The sequence below is a fragment of the Rhodococcus sp. 320_ES genome (genome assembly GCF_059691855.1).
In genome coordinates, this window is the sequence record NZ_JCAWAG010000005.1 from 305,707 (window position 1) to 324,428 (window position 18,722).

The window sequence follows — 18,722 nt, forward strand, 5'->3', positions numbered from 1 at the left end:
GTCGGCACGGTCCGATCCTGTCAGGGCCTGTGTGCGGAATCAGCGCCGGGACAGCTTGCGCGCCCACGTGAGCAGACCACCGACAGCGATCAGAGCCACGATGCCGACGCCCACCCGTACCGCCAGTTCCCCGTCGGCGGAGTCCGAACCCGACGCCAGGGGCCGATTGGGGACCGCCGCCGCGGATGTCGACGACGGACTCGCCGTTCTGGTCACCGTCGCGGCGGGCACGGAATTCGCCTCCACCAACGTCCCGACCGACGTGCCGACCGGAAGCGCGAATCCGTAATCCAGCAGGCGCGCAACCTGTTCCCACGGCCGGATCGGCAGGACGTCCGCGTCCATGAGGCTCACCGCGAGTCGACGCCCGTTCTTCTGAGCTCCACCGACGAAGGTCTGGCGTGCGTCGTCGGTGTAACCGTTCTTGCCGCCGAGCGCGCCGTCGTAGTTGTAGAGGAGCTGATTGTCGCTGGCGAGCGTGAAACCGGGACGGTCCTTGTCGTCCGGAATCGCGGGGTCCTTCGGATATCCGGGGAACGGCACGGACTCCGTCGAAACCAGTTGTGCGAACGTGGGGTTCGCGATTGCGGCCCGGAAGATCAGGGCGAGGTCGTAGGCCGAGCAGGACATACCCGGACCGTCGAGTCCGGACGGGGTGACCACCCGAGTGTCGAGTGCGCCGAGAGCGGCGGCCTCGTCGTTCATCTTCCGCACCGCCGCGTCGACGCCGCCGAGCTGCACGGCGATCGCGTGCGCCGCGTCGTTGCCCGAGGCCATCACCAGCCCTTGAAGAAGCTGACGGATCGTGTAGACACCGCCCTTGCCGATGCCGACCGCGCTTCCCTCCGCCTGCGCGTCCTCCGCCGTGCCGGTCACGGTCTTGTTCAGATCGAGTTCGTCGAGCGCCACCAGCGCCAGCAGGGTCTTGATGGTGCTCGCCGGACGGTAGCGACCGTGCGGATCCTTCGCGGCGATGACGTCGCCGGTGTCGAGGTCCGACAGCACCCACGCGTGAGCCGAGATGTCGGCCGGCAGCGGCGGCGTCCCGTCGGCGGTGATCACACCGCACGCATCCAATTCCGAGCCTCCCACCGCCTCGGCGGGGACCGGCGCGGGCGAGGGAACAGTGCTTCCGGGTTGAGGGACTTCGGACGAATCGATGGGCGGCGGCGGGGTGGTGCGATTGGGGCAGTTGTCCGTATTCGGTGTCGTGAATGGTGTTGTCGTCACCGATGTTTCGGGAGGCTGAGCTGCCGCGGGCGCCGCGAAGCCGAGCAGGATCGCCGACGTGGCGAGCGCGGCGGCGATCGATCTCATCATCGCCCGCCACAGTAGGCGAACGCCCCCGTCGGATGGCTGACGGGGGCGTTCGGCGTGTTGGGGTCTGAGCTGTTTTCGGGGCTCAGCTGTTGTCGGGACTCAGCTGTTTTCAGGGAATCCGAGGTTGATGCCGCCATGGCTGGGGTCGAGCCAGCGGGAGGTGACGGCCTTGGCGCGGGTGAAGAAGTGGACGCCTTCGGTGCCGTGGGCGTGGGTGTCGCCGAAGAGGCTGTTCTTCCAGCCGCCGAAGCTGTAGTAGGCCATGGGCACCGGAATGGGGACGTTGATGCCGATCATTCCGACCTCGACCTCGTTCTGGAACCGTCGGGCCGCACCGCCGTCGTTGGTGAAGATGGCGGTGCCGTTGCCGTACGGGTTGTCGTTGATCAGGGCGAGAGCGTCGTCGTAGGTGTCGACGCGCACGACCGACAGGACGGGTCCGAAGATCTCGTCCGTGTAGACGGACATGTCGGGGGTGACGTTGTCGATGAGCGTCGGTCCCAACCAGAATCCGCCGTCCGCGCCGTCGGCCTTCACCCCGCGACCGTCGACGACGATCGTGGCGCCGGCTTCTTCGCCGGCGTCGACGTAGGAGGCCACCTTGTCGCGGTGCGCCTTGGTGACCAGGGGTCCCATGTCGGCGTTCCGCGTTCCGTCGCCCGTGACGAGCGGGGTGGTGCGGTCGACGATCTTGGCGACGAGATCGTCGGCGATGTTCCCGACGGCGACGAGGGCGGAGATGGCCATGCAGCGTTCACCGGCGGACCCGAAGCCGGCGTTGACCATCGCGTCGGCGGCGAGGTCGAGATCGGCGTCGGGGAGGACGATGGCGTGGTTCTTGGCTCCGCCGAGGGCCTGGACGCGCTTGCCGTGGGCGGTGCCGGTGGAGTAGACGTACTGCGCGATGGGGGTGGAGCCGACGAAGGAGATCGACTTGATCTTCTTGTTCTCGAGCAGCTCGTCGACGGCGAGCTTGTCGCCTTGGAGGACGTTGAACACACCGGGGGGCAGTCCGGCCTCCTCCCACAGTTCGGCGAGCCAGATGCTGGCGGTGGGGTCCTTCTCCGACGGCTTGAGAACGACGGTGTTACCGCACGCGATGGCGATGGGGAAGAACCACATGGGGACCATGGCGGGGAAGTTGAAGGGGGAGATGATGCCGACCGGTCCGAGCGGTTGGCGGATGGAGTAGACGTCGACGTTGGTCGACGCGTTCTCGGTGTACCCACCCTTGAGCAGATGCGGGATGCCGCAGGCGAATTCGACGACTTCCTGGCCGCGGCTGATTTCTCCGAGTGCGTCGGAGAGCACCTTGCCGTGCTCGCTGGTGATGATCTCGGCGAGTTCGCCCTTCTTGGCGTTCAGCAGCTCGCGGAACGCGAAGAGCACCTGGGTGCGCTTGGCGAGCGAGGTGTCGCGCCAGGCGGGGAACGCGGCGGCGGCGGCGTCGATGACGGCCCGGGCGTCGTCGAGGTTGGCGAGGGCGAGCTCACCTGTCACCTCGCCGGTGGCGGGGTTGGTGACGGGGGAGGTCTTGTCGGATGTTCCGGCGAACGGCTTTCCGTCCAACCAATGGGCAATCGTCTTGGCGCTCATGGCAACTTCACTTTCTGTATTTGGCAACGTAGTCGGTCATCGTCTGGAGTTGATAGCGGGACACTTCGTGCGCGTTCTCGTTCTCGGCGAAGACGCTCGAGACCATGACGGTGTCGTCTCGATCGTAGAACCCGAGGTCGCCGAGACCGCCGAAGAACTGATCCCAGTCGACGTCGCCGTCACCGATCTTGAGGTGCTGGTGGACGCGCACTGCGTTGCCCGGCGGGTTGGTGATGTACCGAAGTCCGTGGGACCGATGATGATCCATCGTGTCGGCGACGTGCACGAGCCGCACGAGGTCACCGGCGGCCTCCATGATCGCCGCGAGGTCGCCTCCCATGTGGAACTGGTGGCACGCGACGATGACCATGCCGATGTTCGGGGAGTTGACGCCGCGAATCACGCGGACGGCGGCGAGGCCGTCCTCGACGAAGTCGTCCGGGTGCGGGTCGATCCGAACGTCGATTCCCTCCCTCTCGATGATCGGCAGCAACTCTTCCATCGACCGGTAGAACGCACGCTCGGATTCCTCGGCTTTTTCGGGCCGGCCACTGAACTCGGTGTTCATGACGTTCACGCCGAGGTCGACGGTGATCTGGATGGCCCGCTTCCAGTACCGCACCGCCGCCTCGCGGGCGTCCGCGTCGGGACCGGACCACCGCAGAACCGGTAGCACGGAGGCGATTCCGACGCCGGCGCCGGCGCAGGCCTTCTTGAACTTGCCCACCAGGGCGTCGTCGGCCTTGGGGTGGTTGAAGAACGGGATCATGTCCACGTGCGGGGTGAGCTGCAGCCATTCGTACCCGAGATCGGCCACGACACCGGGCAGCTGGAGCAGCGAGTAATCGTGGTGAAACGGAGTCGGATCGAGTGCGACCTTCACCTCATGCCCCCGAGATGCTGCTGCGCGGCACCATGTCGACCGCGACACGCTCGCCGGACTCGAGGGACTTCACACCGGCAGCGCACACGGCCGCGGCGGCGTATCCGTCCCATGCTCCGGGCCCGTCGATGTAGTTGCCCGTCTCGGCGCCGGCGACGACGGCGTCGACCCAGCGCTGGATCTCCGAGTCGTAGGCCTGTCCGAAGCGCTCGACGAACGAGGGGGTGATCGTGCCGCCCCAGTTTCCCGGAGCCGTCTTGCGCACGAGTCCGACGTCGAGACCGATCATCGCGGAGCCGTGTTCGGCGACGACCTCGGTGCGGACCTCGTAGGCGACGCCGGTGGTGACGAACACCTCGGCGTCGACGTGCCGGCCGGATTCGGTCGAGAACAGTGCGATCTGCGGATCCGCAAGACCCTGCGGCGCAGACGGATTGGCGGAGGGCTTGATGATCTGCACGGACGTGATTTCCTCGTCGAGCAGGAATCGCGTGACGTCGACCTCGTGCACGAGCGAGTCCTTGACGATCATGGCGCTGTCGAAGTGGGGTGGCACGGCGGGGTTGCGGTGAGCGCAGTGCACCACCAGCGGGCGGCCGAGGTCGCCGGAGTCGATGAGCGCCTTCAGGGCCGCGTACTCGTGATCGAAGCGGCGCATGAACCCGACCTGAATGAGCTTCTTGCCGAGTTCGGCCTCCGCCTTGACCACGGCGAGCGAGCTGTCGACGTCGGTGGTCAACGGCTTCTCGCACATGACGGGCTTGCCGTGCTCGATGCACGCGAGAAGTTGCTTCTCGTGGGTCGGACCCGGGGTGGCGAGCAGCACTGCGTCGACGTCGGGATCGGCGATTGCGTCGATCGGGTCGGCCACCACTCGGCAGCCGGGAATGGTGGCGGCGAGCGCCTCGGCCTTGGAGCTGTCGTAGTCGTTGATGACGGCGACACGGGCGCCGGCGATGGCACTGGTGATGCGGCGGACGTGGTCGGCGCCCATCATGCCGACGCCCAGGACTGCGATGCGAAGTTCTTGGCTCATGAGTAGAAGTCCGTTCTTTCTCGTCAGGAGAAGGTGACCGCGGGGATCCCGCACGACCCCAGGTACTTTCGGGTGCGCTGGGCAATGGGCAGGGGTGCGTCGACATCGCACGGGTACATGTCCTGCTCGACGATCGCGAAGACGTCGATGTCGAGTTTCTCGATCGCGGCCAGCAGCGGCGGCATCTCCGGGATACCGAGCGGAGGTTCGGTCATCGCCCCGAGTTTGACGGCTTCACCGAAGGGCAGGTCCTCTGCGGCGACCTTGGCCCGGACGTCCTCGTTGACCTGCTTGAGGTGCAGGTAGCCGATGCGCTCCGGTGCACGTTCGATGATGGCGATGTTGTCCCCTCCGCAGTAGCTGATGTGTCCGGTGTCCAGGCACAGGTTCACGAAGTCGCCCGAGGTGCCGTCGAGGAAGCGGTAGACGTTCTCCTCGGTGTCGACGTGCGAGTCCGCGTGCGGGTGGTACTGGGCCTTGACGCCGTACTGCTCGAACATGCGCTTGCCGAGTTCGTTCATGCCCTCGGTCTTCTTGCGCCACTGGTCGGTGGTCAGGTTGCGATCCTCGAGGACGGCGCCGGTGCTCGGGTCGCGCCACATCTCCGGGATGACGACGACGTGCTGTCCGCCCGCGGCCGCAGTCAGTTTCGCGACGTCCTCGATCTGCGTCCACACCGCGTCCCACGAGTCGTCCTGGTGCAGGTGTTCGAAAACGGTTCCGGCAGAGAGCTTCAGGTTGCGCGCGCCGAGTTCGTCCAGGAGCTGCTTCGGGTCCGTCGGCAGGTATCCGAAGGGGCCCAGCTCGATCCACTCGTATCCGGATGCGGACACCTCGTCGAGGAATCGGCCGTAGGGAGTCTGGCCCGGGTCGTCGGGAAACCAGACGCCCCATGAGTCGGGTGCGGAACCTACGAGAATCTTGCTCATTGTCAGTGCCTTTCGGAAATATGGGGGGTGGTGGGCTGTTACGCGTGTGTGGGGTTGTCGACGTCTGCGGGTACGAATTCGGAGCTGCGGAACTGGTCTTCGAGTTCTTCGAGCGAGCGGCCCTTGGTCTCCGGCACCATCTTTCGGACGAAGACGATCGACGCGATGTTGACGATCACGAAGATGCCGAACGTTCCGGTGGATCCGAGTGCGGAGTTGAGGATGGGGAACAGGAACGAGATGGCGGCGTTGGTGGACCAGAGGACGAACACGGCCAGGCCCATGGCGAACCCGCGGATGGCCAGCGGGAAGATCTCCGAGAGCAGCAGCCAGACGCAGGTGCCGATGAAGCACTGCACGAACGCCACGAACACGATCATGGCTCCGAGGATGACGTAGCTGCGCACGGTCGATTCGGGGAGAAGGAACACCAGAGCCAGTGCCGCCTGGGAGGTGGCGACGCCGATGAACCCGACGGTCAGCATTCGCCGGCGAGAAACGAAGCCCAGCAACACGATTCCGACGATCGTCATGATCACGGACGTGACTCCGACGGCGATGGTGCTCACGAGCGACGCGCTGACGCCGAGGCCGCTCTCTTCGAGAATGGTCGGTGCGTAGTAGTTGACCGTGTTGATCCCGGTGGCCTGCTGCACGATGGCGAGACCTACTCCGGTCCAGAGCAGCCGGCGCATCCACGGGTAGTAGCGCAGGTAGCGGACGGCGGCGCCGCGGTCTTCGTTCCGCTCGCGCAGTGCGTGTTCGGCGATCGAGTCGAACTCCCGCTCGACGTCCTCGGCGGGTCGGCTGAGCTCGAGCACGTGTCGTGCGTCGCCGAGGCGTTCCTTGGCGGCGTACCAGCGCGGTGAGTCGGGAAGGACGAACATGCCGACGAAGAGTGCGACGGCGGGAATGGTGGCGACGGCGAGCATGTAGCGCCACACGTGGGGGTCGTCGATGAGTGCGTCGAGGGCTGCGTTGATGGCGAAGGCGAGCATCTGCCCGGTCACGATCATGAGTTCGTTGATGGTCACCATGCGTCCGCGGCGCTCGGCCGGAGCCATTTCGGCCAGGTAGAGCGGGCAGGTGACGGCAGCGGCGCCCACGCCGAGGCCGAGGACGATGCGTGCGGCGACCATGAATTCGACGTTCGGGGCGATGGCGCATCCCAGCGCGCCGAGCAGGAACAGTGCGGCGCAGACGAGCAGGGTGCGTTTGCGGCCGAGCACGTCGGACAGTCGACCGCCCAGGAGCGCACCAAAGGCGGCGCCGGGGAAGAGCAGCGAACTCACGACGGTGGCTTCACCGAACGCGCTGAGTCCGAGGTCGTCCTTCATGTAGAGCAGGGCGCCCGAGATGACGCCGGTGTCGTAGCCGAACAGCAGGCCACCGAGTGTGGAGATCACGGTCAGCTTGGTCAGGAATCGATGTCCCGACGTCGTCGTGGAGGGCATGGGGGGCCAATCTGGTTGCCGAACAAGATGGACTAACGCGCTTAAGTAACGCGCGTAAGTAATACTATGATCTGGATCACCAGGGGTGTCAAGAGGCGCCCTGTCGAATGACCGGTCCGCGAGGGTGGATCGGTCCATGGCGGGAGATGAGGTGTGGTGACCGGAGCGCGAGCACGCAAGCCGACGATGGACGACATTGCGGTGCGCGCCGGAGTTTCCCGCACACTGGTGTCGTTCGTGCTGCGCGGCAAGGCGGGAGCCGGTGAGGAGACCCGGCAGCGCGTGCTGCAGATCGCCGAGGAGCTCGGCTACCTACCCGACGCCGCCGCGCAACTGCTGGCCCGTGGCCGCAGTCGCACCCTCGGTGTCCTGATCGATGTCGAACAGCCGTTCCACGCTCAGTTGGTGACGCGGATCTACCCGATGGCGAAGTCGGCCGGATACGAGGTGCTGTTGTCGGCGAGCGCGCCGGGGCGCGACGAGGCTGCGGCGATCGAGTCCCTGATCGGACACCGTTGCGAGGGCTTGATTCTGCTCGGACCCGGTGCCGAGCACGACTACCTCGAAGAACTCGAACAGCGCGCCGTGGTCGTGGTGGTGGGCAAGCCGTCGCCGCCGAGTGCGTTCGACAGCGTGCGCAGCGCCGACGACAGCGGAATCCGCCAGTCGGTGCGGCACCTCGTCGACCTCGGTCACCGCGCCATCCATCACATCGGCGGTGGAGCCGAGTCCAGCGCCGCGATACGACGAGATGCCTACGTGCGGGCCATGCACGAGCACGGTCTCGGTGACGACGTGCGCGTGCTCGACGGAGCGCACGACGAGGAGTCCGGAGCCGCGGCCGGGCGACGGATGCTGGACGAGGGTGCGTTGCCGACGGCGGTGCTCGCCGGCAACGACCGCAGCGCCCTCGGCTTGATGGACACCCTGGATCGAGCGGGAGTGCGAGTGCCCGAGGATGTTTCGATTGTCGGCTACGACGACAGCGACATCGCTCGGCTCGCGCGTATCGACCTGACCACCGTCCGGCAGAACGTGGACGGCTTGGCCGAGAACGCCGTCGCGTTCGCGGTGGCACGCCTCGAGGACGACGAGGCGCGGGCGACGGAGATCGTCGTCGAACCGCACCTCGTCGTGCGCGGAAGTACCGGGCCGGTGCGTACGGCGGACCGCTCGCGAGTGTTGGGCCGGCGCGGCTTCACCTCGTGAATCCCACGGCCGCCGCGGTGACGGCGCCGTGGACGTGTGCACCTCGCCCGGCCGGCTACCGCTCACCTTCGGCGCTCGATGTCGACGAGCCGGAGGGGCGGAGGAACGGACGCTGAATCTTCTTCCACTTCTCGTACGTCGCGTACGCGGTCTGCGTGGATTCGAGTGTCGACGTGGCACTGACGGGTACGTCCCACCAGGACTGCGAGTCCGGCGCGGCGATGTGCGGGTCGGTCTCGACGTGGATGACGGTGGACGTCTCGCTCGCCTTCGCGCCCTTGACCGCCTGCGTGAACTCCGATGCGTTGCTCACCCGGACGACCTCGACGCCGAGGCTCGCCGCGTTCGCAGCGAGATCGACGGGCAGCAGGCCGCCCTCGAGCCGACCGTTGTCGCCCCGGTAGCGGTAGGAGGTGCCGAAGCGCTGTGATCCCAACGATTCCGACAGCGACCCGATCGACGCGAAGCCGTGGTTCTGCACCAGGATCATGATGATCTTGACGCCTTCCTGCACGGCCGTCACCAGTTCAGTCGCCATCATCAGGTAGGAGCCGTCGCCGACCATCACGAACACGTCGCGGTCGGGCTCGGCCATCTTGGCGCCGATGCCGCCGGCGACTTCGTATCCCATGCAGGAGAAGCCGTACTCGACGTGGTAGCCCTTGGGATCACGGATACGCCAGAGCTTGTGCAGATCACCCGGCATGGAGCCGGCAGCGCAGACCACGACGTCACGAGCGTCGGACAGGGTGTTGGCCAGCCCGATCACCTGATTCTGGTTCAGCGCCACCGTGTCGTCGTCGATGCGGTACACCGATGCCACCGTCTCGTCCCACTCGGCCGCGAGATCCGTTACGCGCGTGCGGTAGTCGTCGGCCACCCGGTAGTCGTCGAGTGCGACCGACAGCGCGTCCAGCGCTTCGCGCGCGTCCGATACGACGCTCACGCCGCCTTGCTTGACCGAGTCGATGGAGGCGACGTTGATGTTGACGAACTGCACGTCCGGATTGTTGAACGCGGTGCGCGAGGCGGACGTGAAATCGCTGTAGCGGGTGCCGATTCCGATGACCACGTCGGCGTCCGTCGCGAGCGCGTTGGCCGCGGTGGATCCGGTGGAGCCGATAGCGCCGACGGATTGGGGGTGGTCGTAGGACAGCGATCCCTTGCCGGCCTGACTCTGACCGACCGGAATACCGGTCTTCTCGCAGAAGGCGGCGAGAGACTGCGTTGCGCCGGAATAGATCACGCCGCCGCCGGCCACGATCAACGGCTTGCGAGCGGATCGGATGACGTCCGCGGCGCGGGCGATCACCGACTTCTCGGGAAGCGGCCGTGCGACATGCCACGTGCGAGCGGCGAAGAGCGACTCCGGCCAGTCGAAGGCCTCGGCCTGAACGTCCTGGGGGATCGCAACGGTGGCGGCGCCGGTCTCCACCGGGTCGGTGAGAACGCGCATGGCGCCGAGCAGTGCGCTGGGCAGCTGCTCCGGTCGCCACACGCGGTCGAAGTAGCGCGAGAGCGGCTTGAAGGCATCGTTGACCGTCACGTCGCCGCTGGACGGCAGTTCGAGTTCCTGCAACACCGGTGCGCTGGCGCGCGTGGCGAAAGTGTCTGCGGGCAGCAGCAGTACCGGCAATCGGTTGATGGTGGCGAGGGCCGCTCCGGTGAGCATGTTGGTCGAGCCAGGGCCGACGCTGGCCGTCACGGCCCACGTCTGCAGCCTGTCCTTCTGACGCGCATACGCCACCGCACTGTGCACCATGGCCTGCTCGTTGCGGCCGAGGACGTAGGGAAGCTCGGGGTCGGTCCCGGCCTCGACCGCGTCGATCTCCGCCTGCAGCAAGGCCTGCCCGAGGCCGGCGACGTTCCCGTGGCCGAAGATGCCGAACGCGCCCGCGAAGAACTTGGTGCGTACTCCGTCGCGCTCGACGTACTGGTTGGCGAGGAACTTCACGACCGCCTGCGACACCGTCAGATGGACTGTGGCTTCGGTGTTCTCGGTCTTGTCCGCCGAGATGGGCGCTGTGGACACCACGGTCAAACTCCTTCGGTGCGTTGTAGAGGCAGTCGGGGATCGATGTTTTGGTCCGCCCAGGTTCCGCGGATCCAGGTGTGCTCGGGGTCGTCGACGATGTTCCAGGCGCGTTCGGCGCCCGGCCCGGCCATGACGTTGAGGTAGTACATGTGGTAGCCGGGCGCGGCGACGGACGGCCCGTGGTATCCGTGCGGCACGAGCACGACATCGCCGGTCCGCACCTCTTCGAGCACCTCGATCGGCCGTGCCGGTGTTCCGTACACACGGTGGTAGCCGAAGCCCTTGCTGCCGTCGGGTCCGTCGGCGATCTCGAAGTAGTAGATCTCTTCGAGCGCCGATTCGTGTTCGGTGTTCTCGTCGTGCTTGTGGCCGGGGTAGGACGACCAGTTGCCGCCCGGGGTGATGACCTCGCAGGCGATGATCGAATCGGCCTCGAACGTGTCCGCGGTGCCGAAGTTGTGGACCTGGCGGCTGCAGTTGCCGGCGCCGCGGAGCTCGACCGACACGTCGGCGGCGGGGACGTACCGGAACGGCAGTGCGGTGGCTGCTCGCGCACCGCACAGCGCGAAGCGTCCGCCGTCGGCACTCGCGACGGAGTAGGAGGAATCCCTGCCCACGTAGACGAAGTCCGAGGGACCGTCGAACACCGAATCACGGCCTGCGAGTTCAAATGTCGTGTCGCCGCTGGTGACGGTGGCCGAGCCGGAGAGGGGCACGACCATGATTTCGTCACCCTCGGACGTGAGGTCGACGGACTGGTGCGGAGCAAGCGTCAGAATGTGCAGGGTCGACTCGGTCCACCCGGCCGATTCCGGGGTGACCGAGGTGGAGAACGGACCGGAAGCGCCGCTGCCCGCGGGGATGTAGTACTCGCTGTTCATCGCCGGTTACCGGGCAGGCCGGAGGCCGGTCGAATCCGCGGACCGCACCATGTCGACTGCGGTGCCGACCGCCGCCGAGACGTCGCCGTCCGGCGGGTACAGCAGGGTGCGTCCGACGATGAGTCCGCGCACGGCCGGAATCTCCAGTGCGCGAGCCCAACTGGCGTACGTCTCGTCGGGGGCGGTCTGGGGGTCGCCGCCCAGCAGAAGGGTGGGGAGTGTGGTCGCGTCCATGACTCGTTCCATTTCGTCCACGACCGGGAGCTTCATCCAGGTGTACGCGGACGTCGAACCGAGTCCCTGCGTGATGTGAATGGATTTGATCACTGCGTCCGGGCTCAAGTCGTTCTTGACGCGCCCTTCGACTCGGCGAGACAGGAACGGTTCGACCATGGCGATCAGACCTTCGGCGGCCAGTTCGTCGATTGCCTTGGCGCACGCGGTCATCGTCGCGAGCGTGCCCGGGTCTTCCAGTGCGATGCGCGTCAACATCTTCGCGCCGTTCATACGCGCCTTGGCCGTGGACGCGGCGGTGGCGCCGGTCATGCGGTCGTCGAGCTCGAACGATGCCCCGGCGAGTCCGCCGCGATTCATCGACGAGAAAACCACTTTGTCCTCGAGCGCCCCGAGCAGAACGAGATCGTCGAGAATTTCCGACGAGGCCAGGACGCCGTCGACACCGGGGTTTTCCAGTGCGGTACGCAGCCGATCGAGCAGTTCGCTGCGACTGTTCATCGCCGTGGGGTTGGAGCCGACCGACAGGGCACCACGAGCGGGGTGATCGGCGGCGACGATCATGAGCCGACCGTTGCCGCGGATGGTCTCGCGCGTGACACGGGTGGCCCACGCTCGTTCGATGGCGCCGGGGTCGGCCGCGCGAACGGCCGTGACCTCGGCGTAGGAGGCGCAGGTGGCGCGCGGCGACGCCAGGACGGTGTCAGACATTGACGGCTCCGGAGGTGGTGGTGGGCTCGGTGCCTCGAGTGGAGGGCACGTCGGAATTCGCGAGGGCGGACACTTCGGCTTCCGTCGGCATGGCGGTCGAACATTCGAGCCGCGAGGCCACGATGGCACCGGCGGCGTTGGCGTAGCGCAGGATCTTCTCGAGCGGCCAGCCGGCGAGGAGTCCGTTGATCAGCGACCCGCCGAAGCTGTCGCCCGCGCCGAGGCCGTTGACGACGTCGACGAAGTTCGGAGGGACCTCGACGCGTTCGGTCCGCGTCTTGCCGAGAACGCCGCGCGGGCCCTGCTTGACGATGGCCAGCTCGAGTCCGAGGTCGAGGAGCGCGTCGGCGGCGCGATCGGGATCGGTCTCACCGACGGCCACCTCGCACTCCTCGCGGTTGCCCACCGCCACCGTCACGTGCTGCAGCGCGCGCTGCACCTGCTCGGTGGCGGCGGCGGGGGAGGACCAGAACATGGGCCGGTAGTCCAGATCGAGAACGGTCAGCGGTGCACGCTCGCGGGCTTCCCAGGCAGCGAAATGTGCACTGCGACTAGGCTCCTCGGACAGACCGGTCACCGTCGACCAGTACAGCGCCGCGGCCTTCACGGCGTCGGTGTCGATGTCCTCGGGCCGAATCTGCAGATCGGGCGCCGTCGGCTTGCGATAGAAGTAGAGCGGAAAGTCGTCCGGCGGGAAGATCTCGCAGAAGGTCACCGGCGTCGCGTACTGCTCGTCGGTGATCACGTAACGGTTGTCGACGCCGAGACGTGCGAGCTCCGCGCGAACGTAGCGGCCGAAGGGGTCGTCACCCGCTCCGGAGATGAGTGCGCTACGACGGCCGAGTCGGGCGGCGGCCACGGCGACGTTGGCCGCGCTGCCGCCGAGGAACTTGCCGAAGGTCTCGACGTCTTCGAGGCCGACTCCGACCTGCAGTGGGTAGATGTCGACGCCACTGCGGCCGATGGCGAGGACGTCGAATCCTGCGTCGGTTCGTGGTGCGGGGGTGGACACATCGGCTCCAAACGTCGGAAGTGGTCGGCTTGCCCATACTGTGCTCCAGGCCACAAGGGATGTCAATACTTTGTCCTGACATTCTAACTTGATGTCATGAGGTTGACCATCACCTAGACTCTGTCCACCACGCGGGGTCGTCACAGCAGAGCGCGTCAGATCGGAGTCAGGTATGAGCCAGCAGCTCGCCGTCGAGCTCGACAGGTCCAGTCCGGTGCCGTTGTATTACCAACTGGCCCAGGCGATCGAGGGCTCGATACTCGGCGGCACCCTGGCACCCGGAGACCGATTCGAGAACGAGTTGGCACTGGCGAAGCGGCTCAACCTCTCGCGGCCCACCACGCGGCGAGCCATCCAGGAACTGGTGGACAAGGGCTTGCTGGTGCGCAAGCGCGGAGTCGGCACGCAGGTGGTGCAGAGCCCGGTGCACCGTCCGGTGGAACTGACCAGCCTGTTCGACGACCTCGCCCGCGCCGGCCAGGATCCGAGCACGAGACTTCTCGAGTACTCGGTCGGGTTGCCGGGTGACGACGTCGCACGCGAGCTCAACGTGTCGTCGGACTCCGAGGTGGTCACGATTCGTCGGCTCCGCAGCACCAAGGGCGAGCCTCTCGCCCTGATGACGAACTACCTGCCGGTCGATCTGGCTCCCGATCCGGCCGAGCTCGAAGGTCAGGGTCTCTATCAGTCGTTGCGCACCAAGGGCGTTCACATCCGCCTGGCCAGACAGCGCATCGGAGCCAAGGCCGCCGAGCGCGACGAAGCGCAACTGCTCGACGAGAAAGTACGCTCACCTCTGCTGACCATGCACCGCACCGCCTTCGATGATTCCGGCAAGGTCGTCGAGTACGGGTCGCACGTCTATCGGGCATCCCGGTACTACTTCGACACCACGCTCGTCGACCGCTGATCGCCGATCGAACGGGTGCGAACCGGTCTGCATTCCCTCGCCTCGACTCTCGAAAGACATTCACGATGAGCGCACCACAGGAAATACGCGTCGGCGTCGCCGGTTTCGGCTGGATGGGCCGTGTGCACACACAGGCCTACGCCCGAGTGCGCCACCACTACCCGAGCCTCGCGGTGACGCCGGTGCTCGCCGCCGTCGCCGACGAGGTGCCGGGTCGCGCGGACGAGGCTGCAGCGCAGTTCGGCTTCGCCTCGGCACTGCTCGACTGGCGCGACATCGCTGCCGATCCGACGATCGGGGCAGTCTCGATCACGGCACCGAACTTCCTCCACCGGGAGATCGGGACGTCCATTGCGAGCGCGGGCAAACACATCTGGATCGAGAAGCCGGTCGGATTGTCGGCGGCCGACGCCCGCGCGGTGGCCGAAGCGGCCGATGCCGCGGGCGTGCAGGCCGCGGTGGGCTTCAACTACCGCAACGCGCCGGCCGTCCAGGCGGCTCGGGAGATCGTAGCCTCGGGCGAGATCGGCACGGTCACCCACGCGCGCTTCCGCTTCTTCAGCGACTACGCGGCGCATCCGGACGGTGCGCTGTCCTGGCGATTCGAGACGGCCCGCGGGGGCAACGGTGTTCTCGGCGATCTCGCGTCCCACGGGGCCGACCTTGTCCGGTACCTGCTGGGCGACATCGATTCGCTCGTCGCCGACACCGCGATCTTCATTCCGCGGCGCGCGATTCCCACCGGGGCCACCAGCGGTCACGCCCGAGCGACGGGTGGTGAATCAGGACTCGTCGAGAACGACGACTTCGTCAGTGCGCAAATGAGATTGGCGTCGGGAGCGCGCTGCACGCTCGAAGCCAGCCGGGTGTCGGTCGGGGAGCAGAACGCGTACGGATTCGAGATCCACGGCACCACCGGCGCGCTCTTCTGGGATTTCAGACGCATGGGGGAGCTGGGCGTCAGTCGCGGATCGCAGTATCAGGACCAGCCGGTCGCCACGGTCTTCGTCGGGCCCGGCAGCGGCGACTACGCAGCGTTCCAGCCCGGGTCGGCGTCGGCGATGGGGTACGACGATCTCAAGGTCGTCGAGGTGAAGAACTTCCTGCTGTCGATCGAACGAGGCGAGCCGGTCGGGGCGACGGTGTGGGACGCAGTGCGCGCCGCGGCGGTGCTCGATGCCATGGTCGAGTCGGTCGACACGGGCCAGTGGGTTTCACCCTCGCCGTAATCTGCAGTCTTAATGTTAAGACAAATGGTTGACTTCTGGGTGTGACCGGTATTACATAGAACCCGAGCGGCGCTTCCTGCCGCAGTCGCAACCGGTCACCCCGGAAGGAACCTCATGGTCACTCAGGCGGATCTGGATCTGTCGAAGCACACGGTTGTCACCGACGAGCGGGTGAAGAAGCAGAAGCCGTTCCAGCGGTTGCTGATTCGTCCCGAAATCGGTGCACTCTTCGGCGCAATCATCATCTTCGTCTTCTTCGCCATCGTCGCCCCGCCGTTTCGGTCTCCCGAGGCACTCGCGACGGTGCTCTACGCGTCGTCGACGATCGGCATCATGGCCATCGGCGTCTCGCTGCTGATGATCGGTGGCGAGTTCGACCTCTCCACGGGCGTCGCGGTGACGTTCTCCTCTATCTCGGCGTCGATGCTCGCCTACAACCTGCACCTGAACATGTGGTTCGCCGCAGCATTGGCCCTCGTGCTGTCGCTGGCCGTGGGATTCCTGAACGGGTATCTGGTCATGAAGACCAAGATTCCGTCGTTCCTGATCACGTTGTCGACGTTCTTGATGCTCACCGGCATCAACCTGGCCGTGACAAAGCTCGTCACCGGGCAGGTCGCCACCCAGAACGTCTCCGACATCCAGGGCTTCGACTCGGCCAAGGCGGTCTTCGCCTCCTCGATCAGCATCGGTAGCGTCTCGGTGCGGATCACGGTCCTGTGGTGGGTGCTCTTCACCGTCATCGCCACGTTCGTGCTGATGAAGACCCGAATCGGCAACTGGATCTTCGCAGTCGGCGGCAACCAGGACTCCGCTCGCGCCATCGGCGTGCCGGTGACCAAGGTCAAGATCGGTCTGTTCATGTTCGTCGGATTCTGCGCCTGGTTCGTCGGCATGCACCTGTTGTTCGCCTTCAACACCGTGCAGTCCGGTCAGGGCGTCGGCAACGAGTTCCTCTACATCATCGCCGCCGTCATCGGTGGATGCTTGCTCACCGGTGGATTCGGCACCGCCGTGGGCGCGCTGATCGGAGCGTTCATCTTCGGCATGGCCAACCAGGGCATCGTCTACGCCGGCTGGAACCCCGACTGGTTCAAGTTCTTCCTCGGAGCGATGCTGCTGTTCGCGGTCGTCGCCAACAACTCCTTCCGCACCTACGCAGCCAAGCGCTGAGAACCGAAGAGGATTCGATCGTGACCACAACAGCTGAGCCGACAACCGAACCGACCTCGGGCGGCGGCGAAACCCCGCTCATCGAACTCAAGAACGTCGGCAAGTCCTACGGCAACATCATCGCCCTGTCCGGGATCAACCTGCGCGTCGGCGCCGGTGAGGTCACCGGTGTGCTCGGCGACAACGGCGCCGGCAAGTCCACCCTGATCAAGATCATGGCCGGCCTGCACCAGCAAACCGAGGGCGAACTGCTCGTCGACGGTGTCGACACCAAGTTCTCCTCGCCGAAGGATGCGCTCGAGCAGGGCATCGCCACCGTCTACCAGGACCTCGCGGTCGTATCGCTGATGCCGGTGTGGCGCAACTTCTTCCTCGGCCAGGAGCTGCGGAAGAAGGGCGTGCTGCGCCAGCTCGACGCCAACGCGATGCGCGCGACCACCAAGGAAGAGCTCCACAAGATGGGGATCGACCTGCCCGACGTCGACGCGCCCATCGGATCGCTCTCGGGCGGCCAGCGCCAGTGCGTTGCCATCGCGCGCGCCATCTTCTTCGGCGCTCGGGTGCTCATCCTCGACGAGCCCACCGCGGCACTGGGCGTGAAGCAGTCCGGGATGGTGCTCCGCTACATCTCCGCGGCCAAGGAACAGGGCTTCGGCGTCGTGTTCATCACGCACAACCCGCACCACGCGTACATGGTGGGCGATCACTTCGTCCTGCTCAACCGCGGCAAGCAGAAACTCGACTGCAAGTACGACGAGATCAGCCTCGACGACCTGACCAAGGAAATGGCCGGCGGCGACGAACTCGACACCCTGACACACGAATTGCGCCGCTGACGCTCGCAGTTCGCTCACCGAGGAACATCACAGGACAAAGGACACGCAATGACGTACATGGTCGAAACATGCGCCACCGCAGTCAAAGTCGTCGCAGCGGCCATCGCGCTCACGGCGATGCTCATCGCACTCCCGATCGGGATGACCGCGTCGGCCGTGGCAGGACTCGCGACAGCCTTCCGCGACTGAGCGACCGCACAACCAGCGAGCCCCGCACCGATTGGTGCGGGGCTCGCTGCGTCTTGCAGTTCGGCTAGGTGGCCAACTCGACGACGCGGTCGATCATCGCCATGTTCGTCACGGCGTCGTCCGTGCCGATCGGCAGCGGTGATCCGGTTCGGACGTGCTCGGCGAAGGCCTCCAACTGGTAGGTGTACGACGAGCGAGTACCGAGATGCTCCGTCGTGGAGATGCCATCCGAGACGATGGTGACCCGATCGTCGGAGTTCGGCTTGATGAAGTTGTGGGCCATCGCTTCTCCGCGCGATCCGACCACCCGAATGCGGAAGTCGTACGCGTCGGAGGTCATGGAACCGACCGTCGATCCGCTTGCGCCGCTCCGGAACGACAGCCCGACGTCGAACGCGGAGTCCACACCCGACGGGTGCCGCGTCATCTCTGCCGCGACAACGGCGGGGTCGCCGCCGGCGAACGCTCCGAACAGGCGTTGGGCGTGCAGCCCGTAACACCCGAGATCCATCAACGCCCCACCTGCGAGCTCGGGCGACCAGCGAGGGTCACCGCCCGCGGGAGCCGGCATGTGGGTGACGGTCTCGACATGGACGAGATTGCCGAGCGTGCCGTCGCCGAGTAGTTGTTGCAGCCGCTTCGTGACCGGGTGGAAGAGGTAGTGGAATCCTTCCATCACGGTGACACCGACGTCGGCCGCTGCTCGCCGTACCTCGTCCGCCTCGGATGCGTCTGCGGCGAAGGGCTTTTCGGTGAGCACCGGCTTGCCGGCACGAACGGCAGCGAGATTCCACGGTGCGTGCAACGAGTTCGCCAACGGGTTGTAGACGACGTCGACCTCGGGATCAGCGATCACGCCCTGATAGGTGTCGACCACTCGCTCGACACCGTGCCGTTCGGCGAAGGCCTCGGCGCGGGTCCGGTCGCGCGCCGCACAGGCCACCAGTCGGTGGCCCAGAATCCGGGCGGGTTCGACGATGGCCTGCTCGGCGATGCGGGAGGCTCCGAGGACACCGATACGCAAGGGAGGCCGGTCGGGGTTGGCCAGCGGGAAGGCCGGAGGCCGGTCGGGGTTGGAAGAGCTG

At 66.3% G+C, this 18,722-nt stretch carries 17 protein-coding genes; 6 read left to right on the plus strand and 11 right to left on the minus strand.

The window, feature by feature from the left end:
- Positions 1–39: 39 nt before the first annotated feature.
- The 6 genes from AC59JP_RS19130 to AC59JP_RS19155 all read right to left on the minus strand — a co-directional run bounded on the left by AC59JP_RS19130 (position 40) and on the right by AC59JP_RS19155 (position 7,218).
- Positions 40–1,317, minus strand: a complete 1,278-nt coding sequence (locus AC59JP_RS19130) for a D-alanyl-D-alanine carboxypeptidase family protein (RefSeq protein ID WP_497327657.1) — start codon at positions 1,315–1,317, stop codon at positions 40–42.
- A 102-nt stretch (positions 1,318–1,419) separates the two neighbouring features.
- Entirely contained in the window at positions 1,420–2,916 is a 1,497-nt protein-coding gene (locus AC59JP_RS19135) for a CoA-acylating methylmalonate-semialdehyde dehydrogenase (protein WP_497327389.1), read from the minus strand.
- A gap of 7 nt (positions 2,917–2,923) precedes the next feature.
- Positions 2,924–3,799, minus strand: coding sequence for a sugar phosphate isomerase/epimerase family protein (locus AC59JP_RS19140; protein ID WP_497327390.1), 876 nt, complete (start codon positions 3,797–3,799; stop codon positions 2,924–2,926).
- 1 nt (position 3,800) lies between these two features.
- Entirely contained in the window at positions 3,801–4,835 is a 1,035-nt protein-coding gene (locus AC59JP_RS19145) for a Gfo/Idh/MocA family protein (RefSeq protein WP_497327391.1), read from the minus strand.
- A 23-nt stretch (positions 4,836–4,858) separates the two neighbouring features.
- A complete protein-coding gene (locus AC59JP_RS19150; RefSeq protein WP_497327392.1) occupies positions 4,859–5,764 on the minus strand; it encodes a sugar phosphate isomerase/epimerase family protein in 906 nt (301 codons plus the stop codon).
- A gap of 38 nt (positions 5,765–5,802) precedes the next feature.
- Positions 5,803–7,218: a sugar porter family MFS transporter gene (locus tag AC59JP_RS19155; RefSeq protein WP_497327393.1), complete on the minus strand. Its 1,416-nt coding sequence runs from the start codon at positions 7,216–7,218 to the stop codon at positions 5,803–5,805.
- A 186-nt stretch (positions 7,219–7,404) separates the two neighbouring features.
- Here AC59JP_RS19155 and AC59JP_RS19160 point away from each other — a divergent pair, with 186 nt between their 5' ends.
- Positions 7,405–8,427 (plus strand): LacI family DNA-binding transcriptional regulator, encoded by a 1,023-nt coding sequence (locus AC59JP_RS19160; RefSeq protein WP_497327658.1) that lies wholly within the window; start codon positions 7,405–7,407, stop codon positions 8,425–8,427.
- Between the two features lie 55 nt (positions 8,428–8,482).
- Here AC59JP_RS19160 and iolD read toward each other — a convergent pair whose 3' ends face one another.
- From iolD to iolC, 4 genes are read right to left on the minus strand one after another with little or no spacing between them, the layout of a single operon-like run.
- Entirely contained in the window at positions 8,483–10,462 is a 1,980-nt protein-coding gene (iolD, locus tag AC59JP_RS19165) for a 3D-(3,5/4)-trihydroxycyclohexane-1,2-dione acylhydrolase (decyclizing) (RefSeq protein ID WP_497327394.1), read from the minus strand.
- A gap of 2 nt (positions 10,463–10,464) precedes the next feature.
- Positions 10,465–11,343: a 5-deoxy-glucuronate isomerase gene (iolB, locus tag AC59JP_RS19170; protein WP_497327395.1), complete on the minus strand. Its 879-nt coding sequence runs from the start codon at positions 11,341–11,343 to the stop codon at positions 10,465–10,467.
- A 6-nt stretch (positions 11,344–11,349) separates the two neighbouring features.
- Positions 11,350–12,288, minus strand: coding sequence for a Cgl0159 family (beta/alpha)8-fold protein (locus tag AC59JP_RS19175; protein ID WP_497327396.1), 939 nt, complete (start codon positions 12,286–12,288; stop codon positions 11,350–11,352).
- Positions 12,281–13,300 (minus strand): 5-dehydro-2-deoxygluconokinase, encoded by a 1,020-nt coding sequence (gene iolC, locus AC59JP_RS19180; RefSeq protein ID WP_497327397.1) that lies wholly within the window; start codon positions 13,298–13,300, stop codon positions 12,281–12,283. Before iolC ends, AC59JP_RS19175 begins: the two co-directional genes overlap by 8 nt.
- A 172-nt stretch (positions 13,301–13,472) precedes the next feature.
- Here iolC and AC59JP_RS19185 point away from each other — a divergent pair, with 172 nt between their 5' ends.
- From AC59JP_RS19185 to AC59JP_RS19205, 5 genes are all read left to right on the plus strand, one after another.
- On the plus strand, positions 13,473–14,210 hold the full coding sequence (locus tag AC59JP_RS19185) for a GntR family transcriptional regulator (protein ID WP_497327398.1): 738 nt from the start codon (positions 13,473–13,475) through the stop codon (positions 14,208–14,210).
- 65 nt (positions 14,211–14,275) lie between these two features.
- On the plus strand, positions 14,276–15,439 hold the full coding sequence (locus AC59JP_RS19190) for a Gfo/Idh/MocA family protein (protein WP_497327399.1): 1,164 nt from the start codon (positions 14,276–14,278) through the stop codon (positions 15,437–15,439).
- A gap of 114 nt (positions 15,440–15,553) precedes the next feature.
- Positions 15,554–16,612: an ABC transporter permease gene (locus tag AC59JP_RS19195; protein ID WP_497327400.1), complete on the plus strand. Its 1,059-nt coding sequence runs from the start codon at positions 15,554–15,556 to the stop codon at positions 16,610–16,612.
- Between the two features lie 20 nt (positions 16,613–16,632).
- On the plus strand, positions 16,633–17,448 hold the full coding sequence (locus AC59JP_RS19200; protein WP_497327401.1) for an ATP-binding cassette domain-containing protein: 816 nt from the start codon (positions 16,633–16,635) through the stop codon (positions 17,446–17,448).
- Between the two features lie 48 nt (positions 17,449–17,496).
- Positions 17,497–17,637, plus strand: coding sequence for a hypothetical protein (locus AC59JP_RS19205; RefSeq protein ID WP_497327402.1), 141 nt, complete (start codon positions 17,497–17,499; stop codon positions 17,635–17,637).
- A 64-nt stretch (positions 17,638–17,701) separates the two neighbouring features.
- Here the strand turns inward: AC59JP_RS19205 and AC59JP_RS19210 are convergent, their stop codons facing one another.
- On the minus strand, positions 17,702–18,661 hold the full coding sequence (locus tag AC59JP_RS19210; RefSeq protein ID WP_497327659.1) for a Gfo/Idh/MocA family protein: 960 nt from the start codon (positions 18,659–18,661) through the stop codon (positions 17,702–17,704).
- Positions 18,662–18,722 lie beyond the last annotated feature (61 nt).